Origin of the sequence: Microbacterium sp. SA39 (genome assembly GCF_000967865.1) — a bacterium.
GTDB lineage: Bacteria > Actinomycetota > Actinomycetes > Actinomycetales > Microbacteriaceae > Microbacterium.
The window spans coordinates 60,584-74,242 of the sequence record NZ_JXRU01000035.1 but is presented as its reverse complement, the minus strand read 5'-3'; the positions used below and the strand labels follow the sequence as shown (position 1 = coordinate 74,242).

The following is a 13,659-nucleotide window of genomic DNA, read 5'->3' as shown; positions in this document are numbered from 1 at the left end:
GGTCGGGATCGACCATTCGCGCGATTCGAAACGGGAGTGGACGAGCGGATGCTTCCGGTCCACGCATAGGAACGCGCCCGTAAACTGGGAATCGTGCCACTTGCCCCGACGGTTCGTCCGATCCGCAGCGGCCGCCCGTCCCGAATCCGGCGTTCTCGTCGTGGGGTCGGAGCGGCGCTCGCCGCGGTGCTCGCCATCGGCCTGAGCGCGTGCGCGCCGGACCCGGTGAGCGAGAGCTTCCTCAGCGGTGACAACACCGGCTACGTCGCCGCAGACGGCGCGATCGTCGAGATCACGGTCGCCGAACGCGGCGAGCCTGTCGATTTCGGCGGCGTCACCGAGACCGGCGACGAGCTTGACAGCGCCGACCTCGCAGGCCAGGTCACGGTCGTCAACTTCTGGTACGCCGGCTGCGCCCCGTGCCGTGTGGAAGCAGAAGACCTCGAGAGCGTCTGGCAGGAGTACGAGGGCGACGGGGTCTCCTTCGTCGGCGTCAACACACGCGACCAGGCCGACACCGCGATCGCCTTCGCCGAGGAGTACGGCATCACGTACCCGAGCCTGATCGACGTCGACACCGCGCAGGCCAAGCTCGCGTTCGCCGAGGCCACTCCCATCGCCGCCACGCCGACCACGCTCGTGCTCGACAAGCAGGGCCGCGTCGCCGCCCGCATCATCGGTCCGATCGACGGCACCTCGATCCTCTCCACGCTCGTCAAGGACGCGCTCGCGGAGTCGTCATGAGCGACTCGGCCACCCTGTGAACACCGAATCGATCATCGGGACCGGCGCGCTCTGGATCGCCATCCCGGTCGCGATGCTCGCCGGGCTCGTGTCGTTCCTGTCGCCGTGCGTGCTGCCGCTGGTGCCGGGGTACCTCGGCTTCCTCGGGGGAGCGGTGCAGCCGCGGGGCGTTTCGTCTCGCTCCGCTCGCTCAACGACCGGTGGCAGCTCCGTTCGCTCAACGACCGGGGCGACGCGCGGGCAGCTCGTGCTCGGGGTGCTGCTGTTCATCCTCGGGTTCAGCATGGTCTTCGTCGCGATCACCGCGCTCGGTGGGGCAGCGAGCGTCTTCCTCACGCAGTGGGGCGACCTGATCACCCGGATCCTGGGCGCGATCATCATCCTGATGGGACTCGTGTTCCTCGGCCTCTTCGGTTTCGCGCAGCGCGAGTTCCGCTTCCACGTCGACTCGAAGTTCGGCATCGTCGGCGCCCCACTCCTCGGCATCGCGCTGGGTATCGGCTGGGCGCCATGCCTCGGACCGACGCTGACGGCGATCTTCGCCCTGTCCTTCAATGCCGGCGATCCTGTTCGCGCAGGTGCGCTCGGCCTCGCATACTCCCTGGGGCTCGGCATCCCGTTCCTGCTCGTCGCCCTCGGGTTCGGCTGGGCGACGAAGACCATCGGGTTCCTCCGCCGTCACATCCGCGTCGTGAACATCATCGGGGGCGTGCTGCTCATCGTGCTCGGCATCCTGATGGTGTCGGGACTCTGGACGGAAATCATGTCCCGTCTGACGGCGGTGATGGGCAGTGTCATCCTCCCGCTCTGACAACATCAAGGATGCCGTGAACAGCGACACCACCAGCGATCCGCTCCGCCCGTCGGACCACGTCGACGGCGACGACTCGATCACGCAGCCGCGGCTCGGATTCGTCGGCTGGCTGCGCTGGGGATGGCGCCAGCTCACCTCGATGCGCACCGCGCTCATCCTGCTGCTCGTGCTCGCAATCGCCGCGATCCCGGGCTCGATCTTCCCGCAGCGGATGGCCGATCCGAACGGCGTCACGCAGTGGGAGCGCGACAACCCCGACCTCTTCCCGGTGCTCGACGCACTGAAGCTGTTCGACGTCTACCTGTCGCCGTGGTTCTCGGCGATCTACCTGCTGCTGTTCGCCTCGCTGGTCGGCTGCGTGATCCCGCGCATCCGGCATCACGCGAAGGCACTGCGCGCCCGGCCGCCGCGCACCCCCGCGCGTCTCCAACGTCTCGAGGACTACCGCGCGGTGATGCGGGACCCTGCAGGAGACGCGGATGCCGAGGCCGCGGCATCCGCCTCCGTCGATGTCGCGACGAAGCAGCTGAAGGCGCTCGGGTATCGGGTCGAGCGGTATGACCGCGGCCGCACGTTCTCGGTGTCGGCCGAGCGCGGATACTGGCGCGAGACCGGCAACCTGCTCTTCCACCTGGCGCTGGTCGGCGTGCTCGTGACCGTCGGCATCGGCGGCGGCTTCTCCTACACGGGCCAGCGCGTGATCGTCGAGGGCGAGACCTTCGCGAACACCCTCATCGACTATGACTCGATGAACCGCGGACGCTTCGTCGGCGACGACGCGCTCGCGCCGTATTCGATGCGCCTCGACTCGTTCGACGTGACCTACCAGCCCTACGGCGAGCCGGGTTCCGGTCAGGCGGGCGACTTCTCCGCGAACGTCACGGTGCAGGAGAACGGCGAGGAGCGCACCGGGGCCGTGAAGGTCAACGAGCCCCTCGCGGTCGCCGACGACGACGTCTTCCTGCTCGGCAACGGGTACGCTCCCACCATCACTGTGCGCAACGCCGCTGACGAGGTCGTGTTCACCGGCAGCGTCCCCTTCCTCCCGCAGGACAACAACATGTTCTCGCTCGGCATCGTGAAGGTCACCGACGGGATGCCGGAGCAGCTCGGAATCCGCGCCCTGTTCTACCCCACGGCGGCCACCGGCGCCGACGGCACGATCGCCTCCGCGTACGGCGACCTCGTGAACCCGCTCCTCACGCTGGACGTGTTCGAGGGCGACCTCGGTGTCAACGAGGGCGTGCCGCGCTCCGTCTACGTCCTCGACACCACCGAGCTCACGCAGCTCACCGGTCGCGCGATCGGCGAAAAGTCGATCGAGCTGAGCCCCGGCAAGACGGCCGACCTGCCGAACGGGCTCGGGACGATCACCTTCGAGGACGATTCTCCGGAGGGGGCCACCGACGTCTCGCAGTCCGTCAAGCGGTTCGCGTCACTGCAGATCCATCGCGACGACTCCGGTCCCCTCGTGCTCGGCTTCGCCCTTCTCGCTCTCGCCGGCCTCATGCTCGCCCTCTTCGTGCCGCGTCGCCGTGTGTGGGTCAAGGCCACGGCCGAGGCGGGAGCCGTGAACCTGGAGTACGCCGCGCTCGCCCGCGGAGAGGACCCGACGCTCGCCGCCGCGGTCGACGACCTCGTCGCCGGCCACACCCGTCTGCTCGACGCGGCGGGCGGCACGAAGGCCCGCGACACCGAGCGCGAGGCCGAGGGTGAACCCGCGCCGTCCGATGAGCCGCAGCCGCCGGCATCCGATTCCCCGAAAGTAGACTGACAACATGCTCGAGCTCAACGTGATCTCGCCGATCCTGCTGTGGACGGCGATCGCGATCTATGCGGCGGCCTTCGTGGCCTACGCCTTCGACCTCGCGCGCCGCTCGGAGGCATCGGCCGATGCGCAGACCGTCCGCGAGTCGGCGCTGGTCGGGGCCGGCGGGTCTTCCAGACTCGCCGCTACCGGCCGCGTCTCCGGGGAGACGGCGAACCCTCAGCGGTTCCTCATGGCGCGGATCGGCACGTCGATGACCGTGCTCGCATTCCTGTTCCACCTCGGGGCGACCCTCACCCGCGGCATCGCCGCCGGACGCGTGCCGTGGGCGAACCTCTACGAGTTCGCCATGATCGGGACGCTCCTCATCGTCGTGGTGTTCCTCGTGGTGCTCACCCGTATCGACCTCCGATTCCTCGGCACGTTCATCACCGGGCTCGTCGTGGTGCTGCTGGGCCTCGCTGCGACGAACTTCTACGTCGAGGTCTCTCCGCTGATGGACCCGCTCAAGAGCGTGTGGCTGATCATCCACGTGTTCGTGGCGTCGCTGGCTACCGCGTTCTTCGCGCTCGCCTTCGCACTCTCCGTCATCCAGCTCATGCAGTCCCGCCGGGAGCGTCTCGTCGGCGAGGGGGCCGAGAAGACGGGCCCCGGATTCCTCCGCACCTTCCCGACCGCCGAGCGCCTCGAGAGCATGGCGTACCGGTTCACGATCATCGGGTTCATCCTGTGGACGTTCACCCTGATCGCCGGCTCGATCTGGGCGTACTACGCCTGGAGCCGCTTCTGGGGCTTCGACGTCAAGGAGACCTGGACGTTCGTGATCTGGGTCATCTACGCCGGGTACATCCACGCCCGCGCGACGCGCGGCTGGCGCGGCAACCCCTCGGCGTGGCTCGCGATCGTCGGCTTCTCCGCCGTGATCTTCAACTTCACCATCGTCAACGTGTTCTTCAAGGGGCTGCACGCCTACTCCGGCCTGAGCTGAGTCCGGCACGCTCCGCGCCGGACCGATAGAGAACCGGCCGGCTCAGGCCTGGTCCAGCACCTCGCGGAGCTTGGCGGCGAACGCCTCGGGCTGACCCGCATAGCCGAACTCGCCACCCATGAAGCCTCCGTGGTGGCTGGGGAAGACGGTCGGCTGCTGGCCGAGCTGCTCGGCGAGTGCGATCGCGGTCCGACCCGTGTAGACCTTCATCGACTCCTCGCCGACGGCGATGACGATTCGTGTCGGGGCTGCCTTCAGCGCTTCGAGGTCGGGCTCGTACAGGCAGACCGCCCAGGAACGCTCCGACAGCAGGGGGTCGTCGCGCGAGCCGTCGTCCTCGGTCGGCATCCCGAATGCGGCAGGATCGGGTGACGGCTGCGCGAGGAAGTCGTCGGTGATCTCGCCCTCCCATGAGGTCATCGCGATGAACGCCGCCATACCGGCGCCCCAGCCTTTCTCCTGGTACACCCGCGTATAGGCCACCCGGGCGCGCTGCACGGCTTCGGCATCGGGTAGGACGCTGTCGATCGGCGGTTCGTGCGCGACCAGGGTCGCGACGTCGTGCGGGTGCGCCGTGATGAGAGCGAGTGCGCTCACCGCGCCGCCGCTGCTGGCGAGCATGTCGACCGGGGCCGCGCCGAGCGCCTCGATGAGGGCGTGCAGGTCTTCGGCCTGTGTCTCCGGCTCGTTCGTGACGCCACCGTCCTTGCGCGTGCTCCGGCCCAGGCCGCGAGGGTCGTAGGTCACGACCGTGCGGTCTGCGAAGAGCGCGACCTGGGCCTGGAAGCCGCTCGCGTCCATCGGCTGGCCGACCATGACGAGTGGAGGGCGACCGTCTGCGGTCGGCAGCGTTCCGTGGACGTCGTAGACGAGGTCGACCTCGGGGAGGTCGAGAGTGTGCTGCGCCATGGCGGTCTCCTTCGATCGACGGTCTCTCGGATGCTACGGCGCGCGACGCGCAGTTCGCTACCCGCCGAGGGGAAAGATCGCGGCATGCTCCGCCCCGTCTGCGTACCAGACCAGTTCGACCTCGGAGATCGTCTCGCTCGGCTTCGCGGACAGGTCGCCCGACGACGTTTCCGCGAACTCCTGCCAGGCGTCCCACGCGAGCGTCTTGCCGTAGACGACGGAGAGGTGGAACGTCCACTCATCGACGCTCAGCTCATCGAGTCGACGGATGTCGGTCGCCACGAGCGCGTCGCTCAGGCTCGCGTGGGCCGCGACGAGGGATGCCGTGCGTGCGAGACGCACGATCAGGATCTGCCAGGGCGCGGGGAACGTGTCGATCGCCTCGGCCGTCACCTCGATCGGACGCTGATCCGCCGCCCAGCCGCGGATCAGCGCCGCGAGCTCGCTGAGGCGATCCGGTTCGTGGAACGCACGGAGAGTGACGTGCTCGGTGTGCGGATGCCGCGTGTCGGCGCCGAGGCGCGCGAGCGCGGCATCCTGCACCTCGCGATACAGCGACGAGACCGCGATCGTCGGACGCAGCACGAGATACTGCTGCCCCTCGAATGAGGCGAGGTGATCCGGCGTGTCCATGAACGGTCGGCGCATGACGTGAGCGTACGCCCACGCCCGCGCAGGCGCAGGCTGGATCGAAAACGCAGCTTCCGGCGGAGGTCGGGCGGCGTTTCTGATCCAGCCTGATCGTCAGGCGGTCGCGAGCACGGCCTTCGCGGATGTCGTGCGACGCAGCGCCACCGCAAGAGTCGTCGCGACGATCGAGAGCACGCCCCAGACCACGAGCGCCGCGACCGCGGACCCGTTCCCCGCGATCAACCCGGCGAAGGCCGGAGCCGTCGGCAGCGCCGCGCCCAGGCTCGCGAGCCAATCGGGCACCGTCGAGATGAGCCCCGTCGCCACGGCGAGGACGCCGACCAGCGCAGCCACCCAGCGGCCTACGCCGCCGAACAGGGCGACCAGCGCCTGGTTCACGGCGGCGAACACCACACCGGCGAGCACCGCCGTGCCGGCGAACGCCCACCATGCCGCGGCGTCGTAGCTCGCGATGATCTGCACGACCAAGGAGACGAGCAGCCCCTGGCCCGCGCCGATGAGGGCCGCCGGGGCGAACGCCCGCAGGGTCAGGGCAGCCGACGAGCGTCGTGACGTCAGCGTGCGGACAGTGTGCGCGCGCATCACGATGAACGACGCGAGACCGCCGAACCACAGCACGACGGCTGCGAGCAGCGGGACCGCGGTCGGACCGAAGATGTTGTTCATCGACGAGTTCGTCGACACCGGGTCGGCGATCACGGAGGCGAGCGAGGTCGACTCGTCTTCGCTGAACGAGGGAAGCGAATCGGATGCCGTGCGCAGGCCTCCCGCCAGGTCACCGGTGCCGGTCGCGAGGGTGTCGAGACCTGTGGCGAGTTCGGTGGTGCCGGTGGCGAGCTCGGTCGCGCCGCCGGACAGCTGGGTCGCACCGGTGGCGAGGGCTCGCGCGCCCGTCGCGGACTGATCGATGCCCTCGCCCGCGAGCTGAGAGAGGCCTCCGGAGAGCTGGGATGCGCCGGCACCGGCCTGAGACATACTCGAGGCGAGCGTGCTGAAGGTGCCGGGAATGGCGGCGACACCGTTCGCCACGTCCGGGCTGTTGAGCACACCGGATGCGGTACCGGCGGATTTTGACACGACACCGGCATCCGTCGCTGCGGCGGTGACCTGATCGCAGAGCGCCGGATCCGTCGTGGCGGTGCCGCACGAGGCGGCCATGGCGCCGAGCGTCTGCGCGAGGGCCGCCGACTGGTCAGCGGCGGTCTCCGCCGAGGCGGATCCGGACTGGATGGCTCCGACCAGCTGCTGAGTGCCGCCGATGTTCTGCTGGAGAGTCGCCGCTCCACCCGTGAGCCCCGCACCGATCTGGCCCGCACCCGCGGCGGCTTCGCGCGTCTTGTCCGCGATCGTGTCGAGACCCGATGCCAGCGACGACGCACCCGTGCTCAGCTCGCCCGCACCCGACGCGAGCTGCGTGGCGCCGTCCGGGATCGCAGCCGCGCCGTCGGCGGCGCTCCTGGCGCCGTTCGCCAGCTCGAGGGCCCCGTCGGCCGCCTCGCCGATCTGGTCGCCGATCGTGGTGAAGCCGACGAGCACGTTCTCGGTCGTCGCTTCGGTGAGCATCGTGCCCAGGGTCGACGCGGCGACGTTCGCGATCTGGCCGGTGATGAGGTCGTCGGCGACGAGACCGTCGTCGGGGGTCGTGACCGAGATCGTCGCCTTCTCCGCCTTGCCTTCGCCGTCGGAGATCGCCTGACCGGCCGAGGTGGCCGCGGCGGAGAAGTTCTCCGGGATGGTGATGACGGCCTGGTACTCGCCGTCGGCGAGACCCTCCTTCGCGTCCTCCTCGTTGGAGATCACCCAGGTGAGGTTCGAGTCGAGCTCGTCCGAGCCCTCGACGAGGCCTGAGGCCAGCTGGCGCCCGAGTGGCGTCACCTGATCGTCGATCGTCACCGGCTCATCGAGGTTCACGATCGCCGCGGTCATCGAGTCGAGGCGCTCGGTCGGGTTGTAGAGCGCCGAGACGAGGATGCCGCCGACCGCGGCCGGCAGCAGCAGGATGCCGAGGATCGTCAGCCACGTGACGGGCTTGCGGGAGCGGGCGCGCTCGATGGGGAGAGTCATGCGGTCACCTCAGTGGATTCAGCGGCGGTGCGGCGCGGAGCGCGCGTGTCGAGTGTCTGTGCGTCCGGCCATCCGGCCTCCGCGAGAGTGGTGCGTGCGGAGGCGGCGTCGGATGCGGTGGTGAACACGGCGAGGGTCCGGGAGGCCGCGGCATCCCGCAGCATCGCCGCTGCCTGGTCGCGCTGTCCGCCGCTCAGGCGATCGAGGCCTTCGATGACGACCACCTCGGACGTGCCGCGCAGGGCTTCCGCGAGGTCTGCGAGCGCAGCATCCGCATCGTCGACGAGCACGCAGCCGACGTGCGCGCGGACCCAGGGTGCCCGGCCGGGGAGCAGGTGACCCACGACGCGCAGCTTTCCGTCGCTCGGCGCGATGCGCCCGGCGATCGAGAGCGCGAGCGCGCGGCGCGTGCGGGAGTCTCCGCCGACCGCGATGATCGCTCCGCCGGCTGCGAGGCGCAGCGACAGGCTCTGGATGACGGGAGCATCGGCGCTGATCTCGAGGTCGTCTGCGGCGATGACGGAGTCGTCGCCCGGCCATTCGGCCAGGTGCCGCTCGCGCTCGACCGCCTCGCCCTCGATGTCGACGCGGGGGAGGATCTTCTCCAGCCACGACGGGATCTCCCAGGCGCGCTCGCCGAGGATCGCCATCAGAGCCGGGATCAGCGTCATGCGCACGAGGAAGGCGTCGATCGCGATGCCGGCCGCGAGGCCGAGGGCGATCGGCTTGAGCGACGAGTCGCCTTCGGGGACGAACGCGACGAAGACCGCGAACATGATGAGCCCCGCGGCGGTGACGACCTTCGCCGAGCCGGTGAAGCCGCTGCGCGCGGCCCTCAGAGCGGCGGCGCGACGGGTCGCGCGGTCCGGGCTCTTCGAGGCGGGATCGTGCACGAAGTCCTCGCGCATGCGAGAGACCAGGAACACCTGGTAGTCCATCGCGAGACCGAACAGCACACCCATCAGGATGATCGGCATGAAGCTGATGATCGGCCCGACCTTGGCGACGTGCAGGGCATCGGCGAACCAGCCCCACTCGAACACTGCGCCGACGACGCCGAAGGCGGCCACGATCGACAGCAGGTAGCCGAGAGCGGCCGTGATCGGCACCCACAGCGAGCGGAAGACGATCGTCAGGAGGATGAGCGAGAGCCCGATCACGAAGATGCCGAAGGGCAGCAGTGCGTTGCCGAGCTGATCGGAGATGTCGATGCCCACGGCGGTGAAGCCGGTGACCTTCAGGTCGATGCCGAACTCGTCGAGCCACTCGTCGTGGTGCGAGCGAAGTTCGCGCACGAGGTCGGCGGTGGCCGGGTCGTCCGGTGCCGTCTCGGGGACGATCTGGACGATGCCGGTGTCGGCGGTCTCGTTCGGGGTCGCGAGGGCGACCTCCTTGACGCCGGGGATGTCGGCGACCGCGTCGCCGAGGTCTTCCATGAGGGTCAGCGGGTCGGTGGACGTGACGATCGTGCCGGTCAGGATCAGGGGACCGTTGAACCCGGGACCGAACTCCTCGCCGACGAGGTCGTAGCTCTGGCGTGCCTCCGAGCTCTCGGGCAGGACGCCGGCGTTCGGCAGGGCGAGGTTCAGGCTGAGTGCCGGCACGGCCACGACCCCGAGGCCGAGCACGACCGCGATCGAGACCAGGACGGGGTGCCGCGTGACGCCGCCGACCCAGCGGTCGCCGAACGGGCGACGCGGCGCAGGCGCGTCCTCCCCCTTTTTCGCCTTCCGCTCCTTGAGAGGGCGGCCGACGACCTTGCCCTTCAGGAAGCCGAGCATGGCGGGAGTGAGGGTCACGGCGATGGCCACGGCGATGGCGACGGCGACGGATGCCGCGATGCCCATGGTCGTGAGGAACGGGATGCCGGCGAAGCCCAGGCCGATCAGCGCGATGAGAACCGTGACGCCGGCGAACACGACAGCGGACCCTGCGGTGCCGACGGCTCGAGCGGCCGACTCCTCCGGGTCGACGCCCTCGCGCACCTGATCCTGGTGCCTGGCCATGATGAACAGGGCGTAGTCGATGCCGACGGCGAGTCCGAGCATGAGCGCCAGAAGGGGAGTGGTCGACGACACCGTGGCGAACGCGGTCGCCGCGAATATGCCCGCCATGGAGATGCCGACCCCGAGCACGGCGGTGAGCAGCGGAAGACCCGCGACGACGAAGGAGCGGAACGTCACGATCAGGACCAGGAGGGCGATCAGAAGGCCGACGGCCTCGGTGAGCGTGAGTCCGGGGATCGAGGTGGCGAACAGGTCGCCGCCCAGTGCGGTCTGCGCGCCGTCGGGGAGTTCGGCTGCGAGGTCGTCAGACGCTGCGCGCAGCGCATCCTTGGTCTCCGCCGAGACGGAGGTCGATTCGCCCTCGAACTGCAGACGCACGATCGCGGCCGTCTCGTCGTCGTTGATCATGCCGCTGACCGTCTCGTCGTACGGCGAGTTCGCGGCGAGTACGCCGTCGAGGTCGCCCATCGCATCGACGGCCTGCTCGATGTCGTCCTGATACGGCTCGTCGGTCACCTTGTCGCCCTCAGCCGCGACGACGATGATCTGCGCGCTGGTCCCGCTCACCTGCGGGAAGGAACGCGAGAGCTGCTCGAGTCCGGCCTGCGACTCGGTGCCGGGGATCGAGAACGAGTTGTCCGTGCCGGCGCCGAGCACGAGAGCGCCTGCTCCGGCGATGCCGAGCGCGAGGAGCCAGGAGACGAGGACTCGCCAGGGGTGCCGGAACGACCAGCGACCGAGCGAGGACAGGAGAGTGGACACGCGTTCCTCCGAGAGATGCCGATTGGATACACAGGTGTATTCAATACATAGATGTATCGTAAAGTGACCCGCGCGCCGGAGCCTGTGTGCGGGGTGTGAATCATGCGAGAGTGAAGGGTCAGGAGGTTTCGATGACGACACCCGCAACCCGCAGTCGCGAGAACACGCGAGCCCGTCTGCTCGAGGCCGCGGCACAGGTCTTCGCCGAGGTCGGGCTCGACGGCGCATCCGTCGAAGCCGTGTGCGAGCGCGCCGGATTCACCCGGGGAGCGTTCTACTCGAACTTCGAGTCGAAGGATGAGCTCTTCCTGATGCTCACGGCCAGCGTCGCCGAGGTGCGTGTGAACGCCGTGCGGACCCGCGTCGAGGAAATGACCGCCGAGGGTGCGCTCGCCGAGGGCTGCGATCCCATCGATCTTGTGCAGCAGGTGATGGAGCTCGGCGGCGACGATCGTCTCGGCGTGATGCTGATGAGCGAGATCCGCATCCGCGCGCTCCGCGACGAGCAGTTCGGCATCGCCTATCTGGCGCAGGAACGCGAGATGGTTGCGAGCATCGCCCAGATCGTCGAGGACATCGTCTCCGCAGGGCTCTTGAAGCTGCGGCTTCCGGCTGACGTCGCCGCCCGCATGCTCATGATCGTCTGGGAAGGCATGACGGTGCGGGGCGCGATGGCTGGCCAGGACGACGCGCGGCTGCGACACTCCAGCAGCGAGGAGCTCGCCCGCCTGGTGCAGCTTCTCGTCGTGGACGAGCCCGCGATCGGCTGAGCCTGCTCAGCGCGCGGCCAGCACCGCGTGGCAGCGCTCGAGGCGCGCGAGCCACCAGTCGCGACGGTCGTCGGAGGCGGCGAGACGGCGGAGCGCATCGGCATCCGGCGTCACCCGGCCGACGGGGATCGACCCGTCCACGGGCCGCAGGTCCGCGACATCGTCGAGGAACAGCGATGAGGTGCCCAGGCCGCTGTCGAAGTCGAGATCAGGAAGCGCCGCAGCGAGCGCGGCACCCTGCGACAGACCGATCGCGGTGTCGAGGGCGCTCGAGACCACGGCTGGGAGCCCCGCCGCCGTCACGATCTGCAGTGCGTGCGTGATGCCCCCCAGGGGCTGTGCCTTGATGACCAGGACGTCGGCGGCGCGGGCACGGGCGACCGCGAGCGGGTCAGAGGACTTGCGGATGCTCTCGTCCGCAGCGACAGGGATGCCCATGTACTTCACGCGCTTGCGCAGATCGGCGAGCTCCTCCACCGTCGCGCAGGGCTGTTCGACGTACTCGAGATCGAACTCGTTCAGCGCGTGCACGGCATGCTCGGCCTCATCCACGTTCCACATGCCGTTCGCGTCGACCCGGATGCGGCCCTCCGGTCCCATCGCTTCGCGCACGGCGCGCACCCGGGCGATGTCATCGGCGAGCGTCTGACCGGGCTCGGCGACCTTCACTTTGGTCGTCCGGCATCCGGCGAAGCGAGCGAGGACTTCGGAGACGCGCGCGGCATCGATCGCGGGGACGGTGGCGTTCACGCGGATGCGATCGCGCAGCGGCGCCGGTTGGCTGTGCCAGCCGAAGTCGATCGCGGCGGCGAGCCAGCTCGCGGCCTCGGCATCCTCGTACTCGACGAAGGGGGAGAACTCGGCCCACCCCTCCGGCCCTTCGAACAGCAGGGCCTCGCGGGTGTCGATGCCGCGGAAGCGGGTGTGCATCGGGAGCGCGACGATGCGGGCGGATGCGAGCAGGTCTGCGAGTGGGGGGAGCATGTCAGTCGTTCTCCAGAATCTTCGGAAGGAATCCTGCGGTGTTCAGGCTGCGGATGAGTCGGGAGGCCAGCGGGCCTCGGCTGAGGGACAGTCGATAGAAGCGTGGTCCTTCGTCTGCCTGACGGAGGAGCCCCCGTTCGAGGAGGGAGCGGATCGCGCGCGATCGCTGCGAGACGCTGCCCGGTATCGCGCGCTCCAGGTCTCCTGCTTTCACAACGCCGGCCTGGAGTATGACGCGCATCGCCCTCTCTTCGGCAGGTCCGATGACCCCGTCGGCCAGCAGCTGGTTGAGCGCGGGGCCGACCAGCTCGACGGCGACGGATCTGTGGTCCTGCAACTGGACGAGGCGCGCCAGATCGTCGCGAATGCCCTGCGCGAAGAACGTGATCCACGATGTGGTCCCGGACTCGCTGAGTGAATCGGCGGCTTCGAGCGCGGCGACGTAGGCGGAGCGATCGTTGCCGAAGACGGCCGTGGGATGCAGGGCGCTGAAGCCTCGCGTGGCAAAGATCTTGGTGCGGAGCATGGCGTATGTGAAGAGGCGGGAAACCCGACCGTTGCCGTTGCCGAACGGGTGGATCCAGACGAAACGATGATGCGCGAGGGCGACCTGCATCATCTGCTCGTGCAGAGGTCGATCTTCGTTCGCGAAGTCGATCAACGCTGTCATGTCGGCATGGAGGGTGACACAGGAAGGAGGGGTGTGCTGCGATCCGGAGATCGCCATATCCGTCTGCCGATAGGCGCCGGGGGTCGGATCCCCCTCGCGTGCGAGGCCGGCCACCGTGCGAGCGTGCAGCTCTCGGACGAGTGCATGCGTGAGCGGCAGGTTCGGATCCAGGGTGTCGATGTAATGGACGGCATCGACGATGTTGGAGATCTCTCTGAGGTGCTCTTCCCGAGAGGGCGAGCGTTCGCGTCCGATCGTCTCGACCGCTTCGTAGACGGTCGTGTGGTTTCCTTCGATCCGTGCGGAGATGACACTCATCACCGTGTCGAACAGCTGGTGCAGTTCGGTGAAGATCTCGCGAGGCGTCGTGCCCGTGCCGATGTCGGCGCGAAGGCGCTCGATCTCGAAGAGGAGTGGGACCAGCGGCGACCCGAAGCCGGGCTGCGGAAGTCGATAGAGCTCTCGCACGGCATCTCCTCTCGCGTCTCTACGGCTATCTTCAGCCCATAGCTCGACTAATTGCAATGGA

General features: G+C 68.8%; 11 protein-coding genes. 5 read left to right on the top strand and 6 right to left on the bottom strand.

The window, feature by feature from the left end:
• The first annotated feature begins 93 nt into the window (after positions 1 to 93).
• The 4 genes from RS85_RS11485 to ccsB are packed head-to-tail and all read left to right on the top strand — an operon-like array spanning position 94 to position 4,314.
• On the top strand, positions 94 to 744 hold the full coding sequence (locus RS85_RS11485) for a TlpA family protein disulfide reductase (protein WP_082087594.1): 651 nt from the start codon (positions 94 to 96) through the stop codon (positions 742 to 744).
• A gap of 16 nt (positions 745 to 760) precedes the next feature.
• Positions 761 to 1,555, top strand: coding sequence for a cytochrome c biogenesis CcdA family protein (locus tag RS85_RS11480; RefSeq protein ID WP_046013590.1), 795 nt, complete (start codon positions 761 to 763; stop codon positions 1,553 to 1,555).
• The gene (resB, locus tag RS85_RS11475; RefSeq protein ID WP_235282417.1) at positions 1,536 to 3,332 is read left to right on the top strand and encodes a cytochrome c biogenesis protein ResB; all 1,797 of its coding nucleotides are present in this window, start codon (positions 1,536 to 1,538) and stop codon (positions 3,330 to 3,332) included. Before RS85_RS11480 ends, resB begins: the two co-directional genes overlap by 20 nt.
• Before the next feature lie 4 nt (positions 3,333 to 3,336).
• On the top strand, positions 3,337 to 4,314 hold the full coding sequence (gene ccsB, locus RS85_RS11470; protein WP_046013589.1) for a c-type cytochrome biogenesis protein CcsB: 978 nt from the start codon (positions 3,337 to 3,339) through the stop codon (positions 4,312 to 4,314).
• 42 nt (positions 4,315 to 4,356) lie between these two features.
• On the opposite strand, the gene RS85_RS11465 is transcribed toward ccsB, so the two are convergent.
• The 4 genes from RS85_RS11465 to RS85_RS11450 form a co-directional block, all read right to left on the bottom strand.
• The gene (locus tag RS85_RS11465) at positions 4,357 to 5,223 is read right to left on the bottom strand and encodes an alpha/beta fold hydrolase (RefSeq protein ID WP_046013588.1); all 867 of its coding nucleotides are present in this window, start codon (positions 5,221 to 5,223) and stop codon (positions 4,357 to 4,359) included.
• Between the two features lie 57 nt (positions 5,224 to 5,280).
• Positions 5,281 to 5,871 carry a 2'-5' RNA ligase family protein gene (locus tag RS85_RS11460; RefSeq protein ID WP_235282416.1) on the bottom strand — a complete coding sequence of 197 codons (591 nt, stop codon included), beginning with the start codon at positions 5,869 to 5,871 and terminating at the stop codon, positions 5,281 to 5,283.
• A 96-nt stretch (positions 5,872 to 5,967) separates the two neighbouring features.
• The gene (locus RS85_RS11455; RefSeq protein WP_046013586.1) at positions 5,968 to 7,938 is read right to left on the bottom strand and encodes a YhgE/Pip family protein; all 1,971 of its coding nucleotides are present in this window, start codon (positions 7,936 to 7,938) and stop codon (positions 5,968 to 5,970) included.
• A complete protein-coding gene (locus tag RS85_RS11450) occupies positions 7,935 to 10,706 on the bottom strand; it encodes an MMPL family transporter (RefSeq protein WP_046013585.1) in 2,772 nt (923 codons plus the stop codon). The genes RS85_RS11455 and RS85_RS11450 overlap by 4 nt, the downstream gene beginning before the upstream one ends.
• Positions 10,707 to 10,837: 131 nt before the next feature.
• Between RS85_RS11450 and RS85_RS11445 the strand changes: the two genes are divergently transcribed.
• The gene (locus RS85_RS11445) at positions 10,838 to 11,476 is read left to right on the top strand and encodes a TetR/AcrR family transcriptional regulator (protein ID WP_046013584.1); all 639 of its coding nucleotides are present in this window, start codon (positions 10,838 to 10,840) and stop codon (positions 11,474 to 11,476) included.
• A gap of 6 nt (positions 11,477 to 11,482) precedes the next feature.
• Here RS85_RS11445 and RS85_RS11440 read toward each other — a convergent pair whose 3' ends face one another.
• Positions 11,483 to 12,460 carry an o-succinylbenzoate synthase gene (locus RS85_RS11440; RefSeq protein WP_046013583.1) on the bottom strand — a complete coding sequence of 326 codons (978 nt, stop codon included), beginning with the start codon at positions 12,458 to 12,460 and terminating at the stop codon, positions 11,483 to 11,485.
• A gap of 1 nt (position 12,461) precedes the next feature.
• Positions 12,462 to 13,598: a Fic family protein gene (locus RS85_RS11435; protein ID WP_046013582.1), complete on the bottom strand. Its 1,137-nt coding sequence runs from the start codon at positions 13,596 to 13,598 to the stop codon at positions 12,462 to 12,464.
• Between the last annotated feature and the right edge of the window lie 61 nt (positions 13,599 to 13,659).

Excerpts from the sequence above, each read along its gene's own strand:
- RS85_RS11445 (WP_046013584.1), top strand. The coding sequence starts at position 10,838 with ATGACGACACCCGCAACCCGCAGTCGCGAGAACACGCGAGCCCGTCTG.
- ccsB (WP_046013589.1), top strand. The coding sequence starts at position 3,337 with ATGCTCGAGCTCAACGTGATCTCGCCGATCCTGCTGTGGACGGCGATC.
- RS85_RS11455 (WP_046013586.1), bottom strand. The coding sequence starts at position 7,938 with ATGACTCTCCCCATCGAGCGCGCCCGCTCCCGCAAGCCCGTCACGTGG.
- RS85_RS11440 (WP_046013583.1), bottom strand. The coding sequence starts at position 12,460 with ATGCTCCCCCCACTCGCAGACCTGCTCGCATCCGCCCGCATCGTCGCG.
- RS85_RS11460 (WP_235282416.1), bottom strand. The coding sequence starts at position 5,871 with ATGCGCCGACCGTTCATGGACACGCCGGATCACCTCGCCTCATTCGAG.
- RS85_RS11465 (WP_046013588.1), bottom strand. The coding sequence starts at position 5,223 with ATGGCGCAGCACACTCTCGACCTCCCCGAGGTCGACCTCGTCTACGAC.